The 20,628-nt window shown below is 56.7% G+C and carries 18 protein-coding genes and 1 pseudogene; 10 read left to right on the top strand and 9 right to left on the bottom strand.

Annotation, left to right across the window (positions count from 1 at the left end; all coding sequences use genetic code 11):
• Positions 1–57: 57 nt before the first annotated feature.
• Complete coding sequence (locus BLV81_RS08245; RefSeq protein ID WP_092354263.1) at positions 58–576, bottom strand: DUF1269 domain-containing protein; 519 nt, start codon at positions 574–576, stop codon at positions 58–60.
• 122 nt (positions 577–698) lie between these two features.
• Between BLV81_RS08245 and BLV81_RS08240 the strand changes: the two genes are divergently transcribed.
• Positions 699–1,001 (top strand): antibiotic biosynthesis monooxygenase family protein, encoded by a 303-nt coding sequence (locus BLV81_RS08240; protein ID WP_092354261.1) that lies wholly within the window; start codon positions 699–701, stop codon positions 999–1,001.
• Between the two features lie 206 nt (positions 1,002–1,207).
• Here BLV81_RS08240 and BLV81_RS08235 read toward each other — a convergent pair whose 3' ends face one another.
• Positions 1,208–1,444, bottom strand: a complete 237-nt coding sequence (locus BLV81_RS08235) for a DUF3563 family protein (protein WP_092354412.1) — start codon at positions 1,442–1,444, stop codon at positions 1,208–1,210.
• A 260-nt stretch (positions 1,445–1,704) separates the two neighbouring features.
• Here BLV81_RS08235 and sbcB point away from each other — a divergent pair, with 260 nt between their 5' ends.
• On the top strand, positions 1,705–3,138 hold the full coding sequence (gene sbcB, locus BLV81_RS08230) for an exodeoxyribonuclease I (RefSeq protein WP_092354259.1): 1,434 nt from the start codon (positions 1,705–1,707) through the stop codon (positions 3,136–3,138).
• A gap of 126 nt (positions 3,139–3,264) precedes the next feature.
• Here sbcB and speG read toward each other — a convergent pair whose 3' ends face one another.
• Together speG and BLV81_RS08220 are read right to left on the bottom strand one after the other, a co-directional pair.
• Positions 3,265–3,801, bottom strand: coding sequence for a spermidine N1-acetyltransferase (speG, locus tag BLV81_RS08225; protein WP_092354257.1), 537 nt, complete (start codon positions 3,799–3,801; stop codon positions 3,265–3,267).
• A 56-nt stretch (positions 3,802–3,857) separates the two neighbouring features.
• Entirely contained in the window at positions 3,858–6,353 is a 2,496-nt protein-coding gene (locus BLV81_RS08220; RefSeq protein ID WP_092354255.1) for an acyl-CoA dehydrogenase, read from the bottom strand.
• 565 nt (positions 6,354–6,918) lie between these two features.
• Here BLV81_RS08220 and BLV81_RS08215 point away from each other — a divergent pair.
• The 6 genes from BLV81_RS08215 (at position 6,919) to BLV81_RS08190 (ending at position 10,618) form a co-directional block, all read left to right on the top strand.
• Complete coding sequence (locus BLV81_RS08215; RefSeq protein WP_092354254.1) at positions 6,919–8,037, top strand: SDR family oxidoreductase; 1,119 nt, start codon at positions 6,919–6,921, stop codon at positions 8,035–8,037.
• 96 nt (positions 8,038–8,133) lie between these two features.
• Positions 8,134–9,015: a KPN_02809 family neutral zinc metallopeptidase gene (locus BLV81_RS08210; protein WP_092354252.1), complete on the top strand. Its 882-nt coding sequence runs from the start codon at positions 8,134–8,136 to the stop codon at positions 9,013–9,015.
• Between the two features lie 28 nt (positions 9,016–9,043).
• Positions 9,044–9,427: an MAPEG family protein gene (locus tag BLV81_RS08205; RefSeq protein WP_092354250.1), complete on the top strand. Its 384-nt coding sequence runs from the start codon at positions 9,044–9,046 to the stop codon at positions 9,425–9,427.
• A gap of 16 nt (positions 9,428–9,443) precedes the next feature.
• Positions 9,444–9,731, top strand: coding sequence for a hypothetical protein (locus BLV81_RS08200; RefSeq protein ID WP_092354248.1), 288 nt, complete (start codon positions 9,444–9,446; stop codon positions 9,729–9,731).
• A 26-nt stretch (positions 9,732–9,757) separates the two neighbouring features.
• Positions 9,758–9,988: an RNA-binding S4 domain-containing protein gene (locus BLV81_RS08195; RefSeq protein WP_092354246.1), complete on the top strand. Its 231-nt coding sequence runs from the start codon at positions 9,758–9,760 to the stop codon at positions 9,986–9,988.
• A 30-nt stretch (positions 9,989–10,018) separates the two neighbouring features.
• Positions 10,019–10,618 (top strand): DUF924 family protein, encoded by a 600-nt coding sequence (locus tag BLV81_RS08190; protein ID WP_092354410.1) that lies wholly within the window; start codon positions 10,019–10,021, stop codon positions 10,616–10,618.
• Between the two features lie 14 nt (positions 10,619–10,632).
• Here BLV81_RS08190 and BLV81_RS08185 read toward each other — a convergent pair.
• A pseudogene (locus tag BLV81_RS08185) lies at positions 10,633–12,922 on the bottom strand (heavy metal translocating P-type ATPase).
• A gap of 143 nt (positions 12,923–13,065) precedes the next feature.
• Between BLV81_RS08185 and cadR the strand changes: the two are divergent.
• Positions 13,066–13,521, top strand: coding sequence for a Cd(II)/Pb(II)-responsive transcriptional regulator (gene cadR, locus BLV81_RS08180; RefSeq protein ID WP_092354242.1), 456 nt, complete (start codon positions 13,066–13,068; stop codon positions 13,519–13,521).
• Positions 13,522–13,534: 13 nt separating this feature from the next.
• On the opposite strand, the gene BLV81_RS08175 is transcribed toward cadR, so the two are convergent.
• Positions 13,535–14,542 (bottom strand): aldo/keto reductase, encoded by a 1,008-nt coding sequence (locus BLV81_RS08175; RefSeq protein WP_092354408.1) that lies wholly within the window; start codon positions 14,540–14,542, stop codon positions 13,535–13,537.
• A gap of 140 nt (positions 14,543–14,682) precedes the next feature.
• On the opposite strand from BLV81_RS08175, the gene BLV81_RS08170 reads away from it, so the two are divergent.
• Positions 14,683–15,582, top strand: a complete 900-nt coding sequence (locus BLV81_RS08170; RefSeq protein WP_092354240.1) for a LysR family transcriptional regulator — start codon at positions 14,683–14,685, stop codon at positions 15,580–15,582.
• Positions 15,583–15,623: 41 nt separating this feature from the next.
• On the opposite strand, the gene BLV81_RS08165 is transcribed toward BLV81_RS08170, so the two are convergent.
• From BLV81_RS08165 to BLV81_RS08155, 3 genes are all read right to left on the bottom strand, one after another.
• Complete coding sequence (locus tag BLV81_RS08165; protein ID WP_092354238.1) at positions 15,624–17,387, bottom strand: DUF885 domain-containing protein; 1,764 nt, start codon at positions 17,385–17,387, stop codon at positions 15,624–15,626.
• 114 nt (positions 17,388–17,501) lie between these two features.
• Positions 17,502–19,301, bottom strand: coding sequence for a GGDEF domain-containing protein (locus BLV81_RS08160; RefSeq protein ID WP_092354236.1), 1,800 nt, complete (start codon positions 19,299–19,301; stop codon positions 17,502–17,504).
• Between the two features lie 143 nt (positions 19,302–19,444).
• Positions 19,445–20,593 (bottom strand): glycosyltransferase family 4 protein, encoded by a 1,149-nt coding sequence (locus BLV81_RS08155; RefSeq protein WP_092354234.1) that lies wholly within the window; start codon positions 20,591–20,593, stop codon positions 19,445–19,447.
• Positions 20,594–20,628 lie beyond the last annotated feature (35 nt).

The raw sequence follows: 20,628 nt of genomic DNA, 5'->3' as shown, positions 1-20,628 counted from the left end.
TGACATAAAAAAACACCGGCGGGATGGCCGGTGTTTATTCTCGCTAGTCCGATGAAATTAGGGAAAGACCGGAACATGTTTTTCCACGCCAGAGAAAGCGGCTTCCGGATGACGCTTCTCGATTAATTCCTCTATTTCCGGCACGCGCTTGAACGGCACGTCGATCAGGAGCAATATCTTGCCGCCTTCAATCCCGGCATGGAACGCTTTCAGACGGGAGTTGGGCAGCGCCGCCGCCGCCATTCCTGACATCCAGCTGCCCAGCACCGCTCCGGCCAGCGTCAGACCCACCAACGCCAGCCAGTTCAGGTGCACCCACTCCGGAGGGAAATACACCAGCCACATGCCTAGCAGCAGACCTAACACACCGCCCGCCAGCAAACCTATTTCTGCTCCATTGGCGAGGTCGGTTTTGTGTAGCACATTGGCTTCAGGCATATCTGCCGGCAATGTCCCTTCAGCGCCCCAGAAGTGAATGTGCCGAATCCCGACCCGGGCCAGCAGCAATTCGTCTAGTGTGCTGCGTGCACTGGAAACGTCCGGCAACATGAAATAAAGTCGTTGTCTGCCCAACATGATGGTCTCCTATGACTGGTTATGCTTTCAGCATAGTCAATCGGCAGGGAATCCACAAAGGTTGATTGCCGCTAAAAATGCGACAATCCGGATTCCGCCAACCAACAACGATGGAAACCCCCATGATTCTCGAATTAGCCGATATCCGCATCCAACCCGGTAAACAACAGGAATTTGATGCCGCCATTCAACGCGGAGTTGAACAAATCATCAGCAAAGCCAAAGGTTTTGCCGGTTTCAAGGTACACAAGGGCATTGAATCGCCAGAACGCTATGTGCTGACAATTTCCTGGCAAACGCTGGAAAACCATACGGTCGATTTTCGCGAATCGCCGGCATTTACCGAGTGGCGTGCGCTGGTCGGGCCATTTTTCGCGGTGGCGCCGGTCGTCGAGCATTTCACGCTATTGGCGGAATCAAACTGAATTAATACCAGGAATTAATACTGGAAATTGTGAACAGAAATGCACTGTGTGAGCAGCAGGGCAACCCGGTCTGACGGCCAATGCCGGCGGGATGCCCGACTGCTACGCAGTGATATAGATGAACTGCAAGATACCGAACTACTGCTTATAACTACTGCTTACTGCCGGCAATTAGCTGCCGTAAAACCTGACACTATGCTTGGAACTTAGAAACCCTTGATCCATGCTGCAGTCTCGGCGCTTTCACGGTCCAGGCGTTGCATGCGATATTCCAGGTCGTACAGGTCGACTGCTTCTGCCAGGTAAGCTTCTTTACGTGCCGCTTCCGAACGCTCATAAGCATTGCCGAGGCGCTTGAAGAAAGCAGCGACACCGCTGAAAACGCCGGCAACTTGTACCGAAGTGGCTGGACGGGAGATGCTAGAACTGTTGCTGATTGTCATTGTAGACATGATGTTTTCCTCTTTCGTTTTGCGTTCACCGCAAGCCAATTGTTGCGTCGCACAATCAGAATAGCGTTTCCCCATAAATTATCCAATTTCGATTGCCAATAGCAGTTATCAGTTTGGTGAATTTAAGGGGCTAAAAGCCCTATTTCAGCGCTTCTTATGATTTGGCTTAAAGCGTTGCAAAACTGCTATACAGGCATGGAAAGATCCCTGTAAACTGCTGCACCTCCCTCACGCACACACGCTAGCCCTCAATGTCAACGCATACCTTCCTCTGGCACGACTACGAAACTTTTGGCGTCCAGCCGCGACGCGACCGTCCGGCTCAGTTTGCAGCAATCCGCACGGATGCCGAATTGAATGAAATCGGCGAACCGATCATGTTATATTGCCAACCGGCAAATGATTTCTTGCCTGATCCGCAGTCCTGCCTGATTACCGGCATCACGCCGCAGGTATGCCTGGAACGCGGCATCGCCGAATACCAGTTCGCGGCACAGATTGAGAAAGCGTTTTCCGAACCTGGCACCATAGGCGTGGGTTACAACACGATCCGGTTTGATGACGAAGTCACGCGTTTCCTGTTCTGGCGCAACCTGATCGATCCTTATGCGCGGGAATGGCAAAACCAGTGCGGCCGTTGGGATATCCTGGATGTGGTGCGTACCGCCTATGCCTTGCGGCCGGACGGTATCCAGTGGCCTGTCAACGACGAGGGACGGCCGAGTTTTCGCCTGGAACACCTGACCGCCGCCAACGGACTCAGCCACGAAGCCGCGCACGATGCGCTGTCCGACGTGCGGGCGACGATAGCCCTGGCACGACTGATCCGGCAACATCAGCCGAAATTATTCGATTTCTGCCTCGCGCTACACAAGAAAGATCGCGCCGGCGCTGAAATCGGCCTGCCGACGCCGCGTCCATTCCTGCATATTTCCGGCATGTTCCCGGCCGAACGCGGCTGCCTCGCGGTCATGTGGCCGATCGGCGTGCATCCCACCAACAAGAATGAAATACTGGCCTGGGATTTGGCGTTTGATCCCAGCGAACTATTTTCCATGGATGCGGATACCGTGCGCACCCGGCTGTTCAGCAAAACCGATGCCTTGCCCGAGGGTGTAACGCGTCTACCGTTGAAATCGGTGCATCTGAATAAATCGCCGATGGTGATCAACAAACTGCAAACGCTGTCGGCAGACATGGCGACGCGCTGGGGCATAGATATTCCGCTAGCGCTGCGCCATGCCGAGATTGCGGCCCGGGCGCCCGACCTCGGCGGTTTATGGCGCCAGGTGTTCCAGCGCCCCGAAGAGGCCGCCAACGATGTCGACGAAGACTTGTATGGCGGTTTCGTCGGCAATAACGATCGTCGCAAATTGAATGAATTGCGCGCGCTGTCGCCGCAAAAGCTGGCCGCCGCGCATGTCAGTTTTGACGATCAGCGCCTGGAGGAACTGGCATTCCGCTACCGCGCCCGCAACTTCCCCGAAACCCTGACGGCAGAAGACCGGCAACGCTGGGAAGAGCATCGCGCCGCCCGCCTGTTCGACGGCGAAGGCAAGGCGCGTACGGTCGACATGCTGTTTGAAGAGATCGATAATTTATCGGAATCCACGGACGAGCGCGGCGAAGAAATTCTCGGCGCCTTGTACGACTATGCAGAAATGATCGCACCGGCGCGCGATTAAGCTGCCTGTCGCCGGCTGGTCCGGGCGTGGCTGAAAAAATGCCAGGCAGGGCCAGGATAATTCTCGTGCGATCGAGAGCTGTCCTGGCCCCGCTTACTGACTACCCGGATGAACCAGAAAAACATCTCAACGCGCTCGTTTCGCCAGATATTCAGGCTGGAACATGCACATGCGAACCGCATCGCGATACACGCCATTGATGAAAAATTCGCTTTTCAGCTCGCTCTCCAGTTCAAATCCGCATTTTTGGTAAATATGGATCGCCTTTTGGTTTTCCTTATCAACGTACAGGTAGAGCTTGTATAGATTGAGCACGCAGAACGCGTATTCAATCGCCAGCCGGGTTGCGCGCTCGGCATAACCCCTGCCCTGCGCACCCGGTGCGACGATAATCTGGAATTCCGCGCGCCGATGAATATGGGTGATCTCGACCAGCTCGACCAGCCCCACCATTTCGCCGTTGTCGCTTTCCAGGATAAACCGCCGTTCGCTTTGATCATGTACGTGCTGGTCGTACAACTGCACCAGTTCGACATAAGCTTCGTACGGCTCTTCGAACCAATAACGCATGATGTTGCTGTTGTTGTCGAGCTGATGCACAAAGTGCAAATCGTTACGTTCCAGGGGCCGCAGTTTCAGGCCCGGCTGCACCAGGGTAGTCATCTGATTTCTTTCTTACTTGTTGCAAATTCTGTTGTTGAGTTCTGCGATTGCCGTGCTTAAGACTGTGGCTGAGCATGCGCCTGCATGCGCTTCTGTACCGATTCCAGCAAGTTGAAATCCTGCGGGAAATCATCGACCTGAACACTGGTATCGCCGTAACGCGCATAATCCTGCAAGACCTGCTGCTCTTGTTCGGTGATGTCGCCGCTGGCTGCAGCCGCAATTGCCCAGTGCTGCATCTCGATCAGGCTTTGCGGCATTGGCGCCAGCGTGCCAGCCTGGAACGCTGGCTTGAGCCGCGCTTCGATCGCGTTCACTTGCGGGATCAACTGGAAAGCCAGCTCGCCAAAGGCGTGCGGCGATTGCTCTGCACTTGGCATGTGCATGCCAGCGGTCAGCCGGTCGCGGCTGTCGCCGTTGGTTTGCATGATACGGGCTACCGTACTGTCCAGCGCATCCGATGGCAACTGGTAAGGCCGGCCGAAAGGAAAGGCGATGCAACGCAACAGCACTGCCAGTACGCGATTCGGGAAATTGTCCAACACCCCCAGGTAGGCTTCCTGCGCCTGATGCAAGGCATCTTGTATCGCCCAGTGCACATAGGGCAAATCTTCCTGCGGCCGGCCGTCATCCTCGTAACGCTTGAGCACACTGGATATCAGGTACAGCTGCGACAGGATGTCGCCCAGCCGTCCGGAGATACGCTCGCGGAATTTAAGCGAGCCGCCGAATACGAACATCGACATATCGCTCAGCAAGGCGAACGCTGCCGACATGCGGTTGACCGCGCGATAAAAATGCCGCAGCTCTTGCGGCGCTGCCCGCGGCGCACCTGGCAAACTGCCGCTAGACAAACCGGCCAGCAATGTCCGTGAAAAATTGGCGAACACAAAACTGATGTGGCCGAAGAATGCCTGGTCGAATGCGGCCAGGGCGCGGCCTTGATCGAGCTCGCTGGCGGCGCTCATTTCTTTCAGCACATAAGGATGGCAACGAATCGCGCCCTGGCCGAAAATGATCAGGCAGCGCGTCAGGATATTCGCGCCTTCAACCGTAATCGCAATCGGCATCTGCTGATAACTGCGCGCCAGGAAATTATTCGGCCCCATGCAAATGCCCTTGCCGCCCAACACATCCATGCCTGCATTGACCAGAACCCGGCCGCGCTCGGTCACATGGTATTTGGAGATCGCCGAAATCACCGAAGGTTTTTCTCCGGCATCCACCGCCAGCGCCGACAGCCTGCGCACCGCATCCATCAGATACAGGTTGCCTCCCATGCGCGCCAGCATTTCGTGTATTCCTTCGAATTTGCCGATCGGAATCCGGAATTGATGACGCATCGCGACGTACGCACTGGTACCGCGTACCGCCAGCTTGGAAAAACCGACAGTCGAAGACGGCAACGAAATTGCGCGGCCGGCGGCCAGGCATTCCATCAGCATGCGCCAGCCCTTGCCGATCTGTTCGCGGCCGCCAATCACCCAGTCGAGCGGGATGAAAACATCCTTGCCGGAAGTCGGACCGTTCTGGAACACGGCGTTCAAAGGCCAGTGACGGCGCCCGGCCACCACACCGGGATGATTGGCCGGTATCAGCGCGCAGGTGATACCCAGGTCTGTCGTGCCGCCGGTGCTCAGCAATTGATCCGGATCATGGACCCGGAATGCCAGCCCCAGCACCGTCGCTACCGGCGCCAGCGTGATGTAACGCTTGTCCCAGGTGATCCTGAAACCCAGCATTTCCTGGCCGTCGTAGCTGCCCATGCACACCACGCCGATATCCGGGATCGCCGCCGCATCGGAACCGGCGTAGGGACTGGTCAAGGCAAAACACGGGATTTCCTCGCCGGCGGCCAGCCGCGGCAGGAAATAATCCTTTTGTAGTTCGGTACCGTATTGCAACAGCAATTCAGCCGGCCCCAGCGAGTTCGGCACCATCACCGAAATCGCGGCAGCTGAACAATGCGACGACAACTTCATGATCACCTGCGAATGCATGTAGGCTGAGAATTCCTTGCCGCCATATTGCTTAGGAATGATCATGCCGAGGAAACCTTTCTCCTTGACGAACTGCCAGGCCTGCGGCGACAGATCCTGCCAGATTTCGGTGCTGTCCCAGTCGCTGATCAGGCCACACAGCTGCTCGACTTCGTTATCGAAGAACGCCTGCTCTTCCTCCGTCAGTTTCGGTGCTGCCAGCTGCAGCAATTTGTCCCAGGCCGGTTTGCCGGAAAACAGTTCGGCGTCCCACCAGGTAGTACCTGCCTCAATTGCATCGCGTTCGGTCTGCGACATGCGCGGCAAGATGCGCTGGAATACTTTCAATATCGGACGGCTCAGCAGGCTGTATCGCAGTGGTTTGACAGCCACGATCAGAGCGGGAATCGCCAGCAGCAGCAACAGTAGTATCGCTGCCAGCAGACCGATCCCGGCCAGCCAGAAGCCGCCGCCGATCCAGAGCAGAATGGCAAGCAGCCAAAACCAGGCGCTTACGCGCAACTGCATTAATGCCATAGCGCCGATAAGCAGCGCTGCGATCCAATAGAACATGTTGACTCCCAATTTGGCGGTTCATCGTGCGCGCATCCGGGTCATGGCCGTAATAAGACTCAAAACAGAATCGCGGCCATGAACACAGGATAGGACAGGATTGAATGTAGAACGGACTCCCCAACGGACTCCCCAACGGACTCCCCATCGGGCGCCCGTTGGGGAGTCCCAGGCACAAGCCTTGCCTGATAATATGACCCGATAGTTCTTGCTTTAACCTTTGGTCACTTTTTATCTGACGAAAGTTCACAGGAAGCAAATTTAAATGTTATGCAACAGTCATTTATCATGATAATTTGACAATCAATAAAGAGGTATCCTATAGGCAACATGAAATTTTTTGTAAATCTTTGTATCGGTTTGTCAACCCTGCTATAGAATCGCGCGTTACGATGTCTATATGTGCTTTTGCAATCTTGCGCGACGACGAATGAAAAATAATGACAAAAAATTAAGTCTCCAAATTTAGCAAGCAAGCTCATCGTCATAAGCACGCCCGCAGCCAGCCCAAACAGCAGGCAACCACCAACTCACTTTAGATAAGTTACAAGAGCACACGCCTTTCATGAATAATTTAATTTTGATGACCGGTGCGACCGGCTTTCTAGGCGGCGCCAATGCAGTTGAAGCAATTCATCGCGGTCTAGGTAAAAATCTGTTGCTGTTGGCAAGGGCGGAAACCCCTGCCGCGGCGCATGCCAGGGTTGTCGAAAATTTGCAGCTGCTGGGCGCGAGTGCGGCTGACGTTGCACAAATCGGCGTCGATCAAATCCTCTGCTCTGACTTATCGGAACTTGATAGCATTAGCGACGATCCGCGCCTGGATCGGGTATCGATCGTGATCCATTCGGCGGCGCTGGCTACTTTCTCGAATCATCCTTTGCTCGAAACAATCAATGTCGATGGCACTGTGGCGCTCGGCAAGCTGATGCATCGGCGGCCTGCCTTGAAGCGCTTCATGTACATCGGCACCGCCATGGCTTGCGGTGAAGGCGCCGGCATCAATGCCGTGGTAAAAGAACGGATCGACTTGCCGCTCGGCGACGAGCATCTGGTGGCATATACCCGCTCCAAGGCATTGGGTGAAAAGAAATTGCGCGACATGTTTCCCGACCTGCCGGTGGTGTATGTCAGGCCGTCGATTATTGTCGGCCACACCAAGCTGGGTTGTGCGCCGTCGCAAAGTATTTTCTGGGTCTTCATGGTCTGGCAATTGCTGGGCGCGCTGACCACCTCCCTCGATGAAAAAGTCGATGTGGTCCCGGTTGACTGGTGCGCCCAGGCCATCATCGATCTGGCCCAGAAAGATACGCTGACACACAATGTATTCCATATCTCGGCAGGACTCGGCTCCAGCGTATCGTTCCGCGAAATCGACCTGGCGCTGGCTGCCGCTCGCGGCATCGAACCGATCGGCCCTACTTACAGGCAAATCACGCCGGATGCTATCGCCACTCTGCTGCCGCGCATGCGCGAATGCGTGCCTGAATGCAATGACCGGCTGCTGCTGCGCGCACTCAAGCTGTACGGTGCGTTTGCCGGCCTGAATTATGTATTTAGCAATGAAAACCTGCTTGCCGAAGGAATTCAGCCGGCGCCACGCTTCACCGACTACATTCCGCTCTGCGTCGAATCGGCAAAACACATTCCGATTGCCGAACAGATGAAGTGGGATTTCAAATAAATTTTTACGATATCCCACAGTAGTTTTGCATCTATCTGTTGTCGGCAGTAGCTATTCCGTTAAAATTGCCTACTAAAATCAGCAGAGGAAGCAGCCATGAAATGGGAAGGCAATCGGGAAAGTGACAACGTCGAAGACCGCCGCAGTGATGGTGACGGCGGTGGCGGTTTCGGCGGTGGTCGTTCCATTGGACTTGGCACTATCGCCATTGCGCTGGCGGCGTCGTATTTCTTCGGCATCAGCCCGACTACCATACTGAGCCTGCTAAGCGGCGGCCCGGGCGGCCAGCAGCAGTCGCAGCAAGCCTCCGGCCCCAACCGCACCGCGCGCGCCGAAGACCCGCAGACCAAATTCGTGCGCACCGTGCTGGCCGATACTGAAGACGTCTGGACCCAGATTTTCCGCGTCAATGGCAAGACGTATGCACCGCCGACCCTGGTGCTGTTTTCCGGCGCCACGCCAACCGCCTGCGGCACCGGCCAGACCGCTTCCGGCCCCTTTTATTGCCCAGGCGATCGCAAGGTATACATCGACCTCAGCTTTTATCAATTGATGCAGCAGCGCTTTCATGTATCGGGGGAATTCGCGCAAGCTTACGTGATCGCCCATGAAGTCGGCCATCATGTGCAAAACATGATGGGTATCATGGACAAGGTCAACAGCGCCGAACGCCAGATGTCGAAAGCGCAGAAGAACGCCATGTCGGTGCGGCTCGAACTGCAAGCCGATTGCCTGGCCGGAGTCTGGGCCTTCCACGCCAACCAGGCGCGCAGCATCCTGGAGCAGGGCGATGTCGAAAGTGCTTTGAACGCCGCTACGGCGATCGGTGACGATGCCTTGCAAAAACAGGAACAAGGTTACGTCGTGCCGGACTCGTTCACCCATGGCACTTCGGCGCAACGGGTACGCTGGTTCAAACAGGGCGTCAGCAGCGGCGAAGTCAAATCCTGCAATACATTTGAAGTAAAGACACTCTAGCGGGGTGTTTCATTGACCGGAAAGACCTATGACAATTGCTTATTGGTGCGTACTGATAGCTGGATTGATGCCGTTATTTACCATCGCGATCGCCAAGCGCGGCCGCCCCGACTTTGACAACGCCGAACCGCGCGCCTGGCTGGAGAAGCAGTCGGGCATACGGCGTCGCGCCGACTATGCGCATCGCAACCATTTCGAGGCATTCCCTTTTTTTGCCGCCGGCGTAATCATTGCGCAGCAGGTACAAGCCGCACAAAACATAGTGAATTTGCTGGCAGTGATCTTCATCGTCGCCCGCATCGTCTATACCGTCTTGTATCTGCAAGATCGCCCTAGCCTGCGTTCGGCCGTGTGGGGCATTGCGTTCGCGGCCGCGATCGGCTTGTTCGTATCGGCGGGACTGGCTCACTAAACCAGATAGTTACAACATGCAGCTTCAAGACACCATTCAATTGCTGCGCGACGCCGTAAGCGCATTGCAGAATAACGCCGGCAGCGTAAGCGCCCTATGCCAGACCTGGCGTGCGCAGGCTGCGCTGTTCTCGTCTTTACCGCCTCGCTTTGCGGACGTAGCGGAAAATTTTCTCGGGCGCCTGGAAGCCGGCAACCTGTTCTCTGAAGAGAGCTGCTCGTTCAGCCAGCAGGATTTACTGGACCATCTGCACGTCTGGCTGGACCAGGCGCAACTGGCGCTGAACCGCACAGCTAACACCTGAACACTTATTTATCCCATCGGAATACTATGCAACAACTGGAATTACGCCTCAACAGCGATTACGTCGAACTCAATCAACTGCTCAAGCTGACCGGCGTGTGCGACAGCGGCGGCGCCGGCAAGGCGCTGGTTGCCAGCGGCGTGGTGGCGGTCGACGGCAAAATTGAATTACGCAAGACTTGCAAGATTCAAGCTGGTCAAAAAGTGACCATCGGCGACGTTCTTATCTATGTGCTGCCTCGGCGCAACGCGGGCTGATCGTTAGCCGGCGCCGGGCAGATGCAAAAAATGGAAAATATTCAGGCGATCAGGGAATTCTGGTTCGGCGACAATCCGGACGATGTCGCCACCGCCACGCAACAAGCCAAGCTTTGGTGGAGCAAACATCCTGATCTCGATTTGCGCATCAGGCAGCGGTTTGAAACAACCTTGCTGGCCGTTGAGAAAAACCAGTTGGCAGATTGGGAAAACACGCCGCAAGGCGTCATGGCCCTGGTGCTGCTGACTGACCAGTTTCCCAGGAATATGTACCGCAACACGCCACGTTCATTCGCATTCGATACGCTCGCGCGCCGTTTTTGCCGTCGCGGCCTGCAGCCGGATTTCTATGCTGCATTGCGTCCGATCGAAAGGACCTTCCTGCACTTGCCGCTGACGCATTCAGAACTGCTGCAAGACCAGGAGCAGGCGGTGGCGCTGTGCACTGCACTGGTCGAACAAGTCGCGCCAAGCCAGAAGGCGTGTTTTTCCGGCTACCTCTCATTCGCCATTCGGCACCGCGACATCATTGCCCGCTTCGGCCGCTTTCCACATCGCAACCATATTCTGCAGCGCCAGTCGACACCTGAAGAGCTGGACTTCCTGCAGCAGCCCGGTTCGTCATTTTAAGCGTTCTTTTTTAGTCACCGCTTTTTAGTCATTTTAATCGTCAATGCGCGCAGCAGTCTTAAGCCGTTAAACACCACCAGCAAGCTCGCGCCCATGTCGGCGAACACCGCCATCCACAGCGTCGCTTCGCCGCTCAGGGCCAGCACCAGGAAGACCGCCTTGATGCCCAGCGCCAAGGTGATATTTTGCATCAGCACCGTGTGCGTCTTTTTACTCAAGCGAATGAAATCTGCGATCTTGCGCAGGTCGTCATCCATCAGCGCCACGTCCGCCGTTTCCAGCGCCGTATCGCTGCCCGCCGCCCCCATCGCAAATCCGATATTGGCCTGCGCCAGCGCCGGCGCATCATTGATGCCGTCGCCCACCATGCCGACGTAGCCATAACGCTGGCGCAAATCATTGATGGCGTCGCGCTTGTCTTGCGGCAGCTGGTCGCCACGGGCATCGCTGATACCTACCTGCGCTGCGATGGCTTGCGCGGTATGCGTATTGTCGCCGGTCAGCATGACGGCCTCGACCCCGATCGCATGCAAGCTGGCCACCGCTTCCGCCGCGGTATCGCGCACCGTATCGGCGACCGCCAGAATCAGCAAAGGCTGCACGGCCGAGCACAGCACCACCGTGGTTTTTCCTTCGCTCTCCAGCGCCGACAAGCGTGCCTCCAAGGCTGGATTGCAGATATTCATTTCGTGCACCAGCCGATGATTGCCCAGATAGAATCGTTGGCCGTCGATATCGCCCTGCACGCCGTGACCGGTCAACGCTTCGAAAGCGCCGACTTCAAACAAATTCTCTGTATTGCCCGATGCCTGCCAATGCGCCGCAACCGCACCCGATACCGGATGATCGGAACGGCTGGCCAGACTCGCCGCCTGACGCTGCAATTGCAATAAGCCGCGGCCGTCGGCATCGGCTAGCGGCTGCACCAGCTGCACATCGGTGACGCGCGGCTTGCCCTGCGTCAGCGTGCCGGTTTTGTCCAATGCCACTGCCTTGATCTTGCGCCCCATCTCCAGGTACGCACCGCCCTTGATCAACACCCCGTTCCTGGCCGCCGCCGCCAGCCCGCTTACCACCGTCACCGGCGTAGAAATCACCAGCGCACAAGGACAGGCGATCACCAGCAGCACCAGCGCCTTGTACAGCCACGGATAAAACGCCAGGCCCATCAGCAATGGCGGCAAGATGGCGACCAGTATCGCGGCCAACACCACCGCCGGAATGTAATAGCGCGCAAACTGATCGACCAAACGCTGCGTCGGTGCACGCTCGCCTTGCGCTTGCTGCACGCTCTTGATGATGCGCGCCAGGGTCGAATTGGCTTGCAGTGCAGTTACCCGATAGATAAACGAGCCACGCTCATTGATGGTGCCGGCGAACACCTGATCGCCTGCCTGCTTCTCCACCGGCATACTCTCGCCGGTGATGGCTGCCTGGTTGATGGTGGTTCGGCCTTCCGTCACGAGCCCGTCCAGGGGCACCCGCGCACCCGGCTTGACCCTGATCAGCGCAGCTAACACTACCTCACCGGTGGCAACTTCGCGCCACTCGCCATCGGCATCTTGCACAGTCGCCAGATCCGGCGCCATCGCCATCAAGCCTTTAATCGCGTTGCGGGCGCGGTCGAGCGACAATGCTTCAATCATTTCTGCCAGAGCAAACAGGAAGATCACGACTGCCGCTTCCGGCCATTGGCCGATGATGGCAGCACCGGTTACCGCCAGCGACATCAGGAAATTCATGTTGAGAGAGAAATTCCGTAGCGCGATCCAACCCTTTTTCAGCGTATCCAGGCCACCGCTCAGGATCGCCATCAGCGCCAGGCCGATCACCGGCCATGAATGGTCCTGGCCGCCGCTCCAGACCACGACCTCGGCGCCGGCGGCGGTCATGCCGGAGATTGCCATCAGCAGCCATTTTTTCCTGGATATCTTGAAAGCGCCATCGCCCATGCCATCGGTCAGATCCACTGCGCCGGTCAGCGTGTCCGATTTGAGCGTCGGCCCCATGTCCAGCGCTGTCAAGGCGGCGACGATCGCGGCCACCGACGGCAAACGATGCTGGACCGTCAGCTCGCGCTGGATCAGATTGAATTGCATGGCTTCGATGCCGGCCATGCTTCGGAGCTTGTCACTGATCAGTTTTTCTTCAGTCGGGCAATCCATCTTCTGGATCAGGAACACGGCCTGCTCGGCGCCGGCAAGCAACGACGCGCGGCTGACGGCCGGCATGCGCGTAAGCATGCTCATGCGGGTCCTCGTGCTTATGCTGATGGTCGTGATGGTCGTGTCCGCAACGGCCCATGGTGTGCTTCTCCTTGACTCGGGTCTTATTTAATAACGCAATGAAGCAATCGATTGCTCTCAATCGCATACTCCTTGCATATTTAAAACCCTGTAGCTACTATAAGGTCAAGGATTTACTTTGAAGTAACAGGAAAAACAGGCATGAGCGCAACCTCACTCAAAATCGGCGAGCTGGCCAGTCACGCCGGCTGTCCGGTCGAAACCATCCGCTATTACGAACGCGAAGGCTTGCTGCCGCTGGCAGCGCGCTCTCAAAGCAATTACCGGCTATACGGACAAGCGCATATCGAACGCCTGCAATTCATCCGCCATTGCCGCTCGCTGGACATGACCTTGGATGAAGTACGCAAACTTCTGCAGTTTCGCGACTTGCCGGAAGATAACTGTGCCGAAGTCAATACCTTGCTGGACCACCATATCGAGCATGTCGCCGACCGGATCAGCGAATTGAAAGCGTTGCAAACGCAACTGAAGCAATTGCGCAAGCAATGCCAGAAAACCCAGGCCGCCAAGGATTGCGGCATCCTGCAAGGCCTGGCCAGCATGGAAGACGACGCGCCGGCCAATCTTGGCAGCCATGGCGGCGGCGTCCACTAGACAGGGACGCCCCTCAATCCGAGTGCGGCTGCTCGCTATCCAGATGCGCCATCATGACCGGTGCATAACGCTCACCGGCAACTGCGTGCGCTGGCACGGCTGCCTCTATCCGTATCAAATCATCGGCACTCAGTTGAATATTCATTGCCGCCAACGATTCCGCCAGGCGATCGCGGCGACGCGCGCCGACCAGCGGCACGATATCCGCGCCGCGCGACATTACCCAGGCGATCGCAATCTGCGCCACTGTCGCCTGCTTGTCGGCGGCAATGACGCGCAAGGCTTCCAGCAAAGCCAGGTTGTGCGCAAGATTATCACCGCTGAAACGCGGACTGCGGCTGCGAAAATCGCCCGGCGACAACACCTTGTCCTTGCCCCAGTGACCGCTGATCAAACCGCGCGACAACACGCCGTAAGCGCTAATGCCGATGCCGAGTTCACGGCAAACCGGCAGGATCTCGGCTTCGATACCGCGCGACACCAGCGAATATTCAATTTGCAGATCCGAAATCGGATGCACAGCCTGCGCCCGGCGCAGGGTTTGCGCACCAACTTCCGACAAACCGATGTGACGCACGTACCCTGCTTTCACCATGTCGGCGATGGCGCCCACCGTTTCTTCAATCGGCACGGCCGGATCGAGCCGCGCCGGGCGATAGATATCGATATGATCCGTGCCCAGTCGGCGCAGGGTGTAAGCCAGGAAGTTCTTCACCGCCTCAGGCCGGTCGTCGATGCCGCTCCAGTTGCCGGCCGGATCGCGCATGGCGCCGAATTTAACGCTGAGCAGCACCTGATCGCGATTGCGGGTGCGCAGCGCTTCCCGAATCAGCATCTCGTTATGCCCCATGCCGTAAAAATCGCCGGTATCCAGCAGAGTGATGCCGGCATCGATTGCTGCGTGCAGCGTGGCGATGCTTTCGGTTTCATCGGCTGGCCCGTACAAGTCGGACATGCCCATGCAGCCGAGGCCGATGGCGGAGGATTGCGGGCCGGTATTGCCTAGTTTTTGCATTCTCATCATGACATCCTTCATGTAGCCGATTAAAAGGGCGAAACCAGATCTGGCCGCCTTGAACACATTATCGTCCCCGCCTAAAGATTAATAAATGCGCATAAAATGATTTCTTTATTCGGAAATTATTAATAATTGGAGCGGCCATGGATAGGATTCAAGCAATGGAAGTCTTCTCACGCGTCGCCGAACTGGGCAGCTTCAGCCGCGCGGCCGAGCAGTTGAACTTGCCGCCGGCAACCGTCACCAACGCGGTTCAGGCCCTTGAGAAACACATCGGGGTGCGCCTGCTGCAGCGAACCACGCGCAAGGTAACCCTTACCGATGAAGGCATAAGCTACCTCGATCGCTGCACCCGCTTGTTGGCCGAATTCGAAGATGTCGATACCCTGTTCCAGCGTGACCAGTTGCAGCCGCGCGGCGTGATCCGGGTCGACCTGCCGGAACGCCTGGCACACACGGTGGTCATTCCCGCGTTGCCGGATTTTTTTGCGCAGTATCCCAACCTGCGGATCAAGTTGAGCGCCACCGACCGTTTCGTCGACCTCATCGGCGAAGCGGTCGACTGCGTGGTGCGTGCCGGTCCGCTCAGCGATTCCAGCCTGGTCGCGCGTCGCATCGGCAGCATGGAACAGATCAACTGCGCAGCCAAGTCTTACCTGGATCGCCACGGCCGGCCGCAAACCTTGGGCGATTTGCAGCATCACATGGTGGTCAATTATTTTTCCAGCCGCACCGGGCGCGACCTTGGCTGGGAATATCTGGAGGATGGCGAATTGCGTTTCCTGAAGCTTCCCGGCCAGATTTCGGTGGCCAGCTCGGAGGCTTACCTGGCCGCCTGCATCGCCGGACTAGGATTGATACAGGCGCCGCGCTTCGGTCTGGAAGAATTGCTGGAGAGCGGCGCCGTTGAAGAAGTGCTGCCGGATTTCAAGCCGGCGCCATTGCCGGTATCCGTGGTGTACGCCCACAACAAACACCTGTCGCCGCGCGTGCGGGTATTTGTCGACTGGGTCGCCAAATTGCTGGCGGCCCGCTATGCCTGAGCCGACCTGAACCATCCCAAGGCCAGCTCAGGTACTCACAACTAGGCGGCTGCGGCCTGTTGCGCAATCCAATTGTTTATCTGCGTTTCCAGCATCTCCAGCGGCAAGGCGCCATTGTCGATGACGGCGTTGTTAAAGCGCCGCAGGTCAAACTTGCTACCCAATTCCTGCTGCGCTTTTTCGCGCAAGGCCTTGATTTTCAGCTGGCCGATCTTGTAACCCAGGGCTTGGCCCGGATCGACGATGTAGCGGTCGATTTCAACCTGGTTGTCGTGCGGCGGATTGGCAGTGTTCACGTTCATGTAATCAATCGCCTGTTGCCGCGTCCAGCCCAGCGCATGCATCCCGGTATCGACCACCAGGCGGGCGGCCCGGAACAACTCGTCGTTGAGATGCCCGAACTTCGAATAGGGATCGGTATAGAAACCCATTTCGCCACCCAGGCTTTCAGCATACAGCGCCCAGCCTTCGCCAAACGCAACGTACCAGCCGAACCGCCGGAACTCGGGCAAACCTTTTATTTCCTGGGCGCGCGCGGTTTGCAAATGGTGGCCCGGCACCGATTCATGCAGGGTGAGGGTTTCCATTTCCCACTTAGGACGCGAATCCAGCTTCGACAGGTTGGCGACGAAATAACCCGGCCGCGAACCATCCGGCGTTCCGGGTTCGTAGTAAGCGCCGGCCTGGTTCTCCGCCCCCACTTCCGGCACCGGCTTCACATCCACCGCGGCGCGGGGAATCTCGGCAAAAAAACGCGGCAACTGCGCGGAAGATTTCTTGATGATGTCCTTGTAGCCGGCCAGCAGGTCTTCCGGCTTGGTGTAATAGAAACGCGGATCTGTATTCAGGAAAGTGATGAATTCTGCAAACGTGCCCTTGAATCCGGTCTGCTGCATCACCAGTTTCATTTCTGCTTGAATCCGCGCCACTTCCTGCAGCCCGACCTCGTGGATCTCTTGCGGCGTCATGCCGGTGGTGGTGTTTTCCTTGACCTTGTAAGCGTAATATGCGGCGCCGCCGGGCAAACTTGAGGCCGCTATGCTGTCGCGACAAGCCGGCAGATAGCTAGCGCTGATATAGGCATCCAGTTTGCGGAAAGCCGGCGCCACACCTTGCCGCAGCAGACGCTCGCCTTCACGCTCCAGGCTGGCGCGCTGTGCCGCTGGAATCGAAGCAGGCATGCCTTTGAACGGCGCGGCCAACGGGCTGCTGTCGAGCTTGGCGACAAATTCCTGAAGCTGCCCCGGAACCACCCTCATCGTGACTTTGGGCGCCACCCAACCGGATTTGACGCCTTGCTGCAATTGCTCGATCACGCCATCGACGTACTTGGGCAATGCCCGCAGGCGTCCCAGGTAATTGCGATAATCCTTGGCGGTATTGAATGGCGTCTGCGCAACCAGCTGTGGAAACTCGAACTGGACACCGTTCAGTTGCGAGATCGGTTCCGGATTGTATGGATAGAATTTGGCGGCTTGAATGTTCTTCTGTTTTTCATAAACGAACAGCTCGTAGGAAACCAGATCCTGGCCGCTTAACTTGCTGCGATCGATACGCTTGGCCTGGACCAGCATCTGCTCCTGGTGGAGATTGCCTGCCAGGCTGGCTGCCAACGAAACATCCGACAAACGGTCATTGTAACGATTGTCGCCGACGGCGGTGGCAAACTCAGGCGCGTTGCGCATATTCCACTGCCAGTCGCTGTCTAACAGTGCATTGAGTTGCTGCCGTGGTGTTGCTGCATGGCTGAATGGCGCCAACAAAAGAGTGAAAAGCAGGGTAAAAAGAAAGAGGAATTGGTTCATCCATGTCTCCGAAGATCAGCCCGCTATTCTAGCAAATCATGCCAAAAAATTTCTTAGAAGAAATCTCTTTCTCCCCAACGGACTCCCCAACGGACTCCCCAACGGGCCACAATCTCAAAGCGGACCATCAGACAACGAAAACGATGCGTCAAATTTGCGCTGCGGGGATGCCACGACCATGTTGCGGCCGCCATGCTTGGCTTGATACAAGGCCTGATCGGCGCGTTCGATCAGGCTTTCAAGACTCTTGTCGCAATCAACGGCCTCGCAATCAAAAGCCGCCACGCCAAAACTGGCGGTGACATTGACGATCTGGCCGTCATCCAGTTGCAAATGGCAGGCATCGATAGCGCTGCGCAATTTTTCTGCCGCGGCAAGCGCTTGAGACAAGTCGATTTCCGGTAACAGCACGACGAACTCCTCGCCGCCGTAGCGAGCCAGCAGATCAACCTTGCGACAATATCGCCGACACAGGTCCGCAACGCCACGCAGCACCAGATCGCCCGCCGGATGCCCGTACCGGTCATTGACTGCCTTGAAATGATCGACGTCCATCAGGATCAGCACCAACTGCCGCCGATAGCGTTGCGCGATGCCAAATTGCTGCTCGCCCTGCGAAAAAAATGCACGGCGGTTCAACAGCCCTGTCAGGAAATCGGTGTCGGACAAGGTCTGCAATTGGGCAATCAGCTCCTCGCGTTGTTGTTCGAGGCGAACTTTAGCCAGGCTATGCGCCTTCAATACATGGATGGCGCGCATCATGGCGCCGATCTCATCGTCATGGCGCGATACCGGAATTGCGGTGCTCAGGCGCTCCTCGGCCAATGACGTGAACAGATCGGTAGCGTCAAGAATCGGGCGCAGGACGCGCTGTCGTATCACCCGCATGAGCAACATGAAAATACCCAGTGCAATAACGCCAAGGCAAGTTGCCGCCAGTAGAACATAGGTGGCCTGCCTGTTTTTATATTCGGCCTGCTTGAGCATCTCAGCCAGGACCAGATCGCGCAGATGCGGAATCGCGGCCATTTCCGGCACATAGCGGGCAGTCACATCGCGGGCACTCAAACCGTAGTCTCCCGTACTGCGCCCGATAAAGAACAATTCATTCAGGAAACCCAGGCCGGCGCCAAGGTATTGATCGCGCACCGTATTCAAGGCAATTTCCACAGCCGGATTGTCGTGGTAGGTGTGCAATTGCAGTTCAATCACCGAATACAACTGCTCGATCTCTCCCGATAATTTGGAGAATGCATAGATTTCCTGGGAGCTCAAGGGCCGCCGAGCGACTACCGGAGCGATAAAGACAGATCCTATCTCTCCCGCAATATTGCGCAGACTGGAGATAAGCTGGGCACCTTGCAAACCGTCGCTAAGCTGCGCATCCGACTGGACCGCAATACCGGACAAAATGGTAATTGCCGGGGCAAAAACGCCGACCGTGTGCGCCATCATTTCCTGCGCGGCGCCGACGGCGGCCAGGTCGCGCTGCGGTTTTTGCCGGGCGAGTAAAAGATCGGCTTCCTTGCGTGCCGCCGCCAGCGCTTGCTGCGTCGATTCCACCTGCGCCAGTATCAGCACCTGCGCTGGCGCCCGCAGCGGGTCGGCTTGTACTTGCAGAGCATGGCGCAAGGCAGCCAGCGATTGATCGCTTGCGGAACGCGCCCGCTCCAGTGCCGCAAACGCCTCTGCGGCATCGTCCAATCCTTGCGTCAGCATCGAATTGCTTGGCCCACGCTCGGCCGCCAGCTTTTCTTCCACCAGCAATGCCAGCTGCAAATTCCCGATGGCAGGCATGCTCTTTGTACTGCGTTTGTATACAGACCATTCGCTGCTGACGATTCTGCCGATCAAGGTCAGAAAAAGCAGCATCAGCAGGATCGAAATCAGCCAAAACAGGCGATTGAGCGACATACGAAATACCAGGCGTACAGATTAGGCTAAGGAATGTAATTGATTGTTTTCAATAGTGTAAATCTATTTATATTCAATCTTCAATAGATTATTATTTCAACAATCCTATCACAATCCGCCAAAGTCGCAACTCGTCCGACTGTTCAGGCCCCCAGGCTCACCTGCTTTTCCATATGGCCGTGCATCGCCAACACGTCACGATACAGCCTGGCATAGTTCTCCCCCATCAACCTGGCCGTGAACAATTTCTGATAACGCGCTTGCGCGCGGGCCCCCATGGCCTGCACCAGCTCGGGGTTATCCCATAGCTGTTGCATCGCCCGCCGGAAGGCATCCGGATCGCTGGGTGGAACCACCAGTCCGGTTTCACCGTGGTTGTTGATGTAACTGGTGCCGGTGCCGATCTCGCTGGAAATCATCGGCTTGCCGTACATCGCCCCTTCCAGCAGGGAGATGCCGAATGCTTCCGAGCGCAAATGCGACGGAAACACGATGGCGTAAGACAACTTCAGCAATGCAGCTTTATCTTCATCGCTGACCATGCCCAGGAAGATCACATTGCCTAGTCCTTGCTCTTGGGCGTGCCGTTTCAGCTCCTGCTCAATCGGCCCGGCGCCGACAATCACAATCGGGTAATCGGTTCCGCGTGCCGCATCCAGCAGAATATGCAAACCTTTGTAATAGCGGATAACGCCTACAAACAAGAAGAAACGCGGACCGATCCGTTTTCTCCATTCTTCCATCGACGTCGCTGACGGCGGTGGATAGTTGTCCTTGTCGAGACCGATGGGTATTACCTGCGTCTTGTCCTTGTATCCGGCCAGCACCGAGCTGGTTTGCAGATAATTGGGGGAAGTGGCGACGATCGCGTCGACACTGTCGAGGAAGCGATGCATCAACGGCCGATACAACTGCAACAGTGTTTTGTAACGCACGATGTCGGAATGGTAGGTAACCACACTCGGCTTGTTCATGCGCGTAACGAAATGCGCCAAATCCATGAACGGCCACGGAAAATGGTAATGCACGACATCGACCTCGGCAGCGAGTTGCGCGAAACGCTTAAGCGCAGCAAACGAAAAACCGGTCGAGGCAATCTGCAAGTCGAGCTTGACCCGATGCACCTTATGACCTTCGTACATCAATTCCGCCGGCTCGGGATGATCGCTGAGAGTCAGTACTTCGCTCTCGATCCCGCTGGCTGACGAACATTTACATAGCTGATAAATGGTTTGTTCGATCCCGCCATACGATTCCGACTGATAGGTCTTGTAGAAATGAAGAACCCGCATTGCATACTCCTCTCGTCATCTGCCCCATCTTCCGA

The organism is Collimonas sp. OK242, from assembly GCF_900107095.1.
Taxonomy (GTDB): Bacteria; Pseudomonadota; Gammaproteobacteria; order Burkholderiales; family Burkholderiaceae_D; genus Collimonas.
This window is presented reverse-complemented; position numbering and strand designations above follow the sequence as displayed.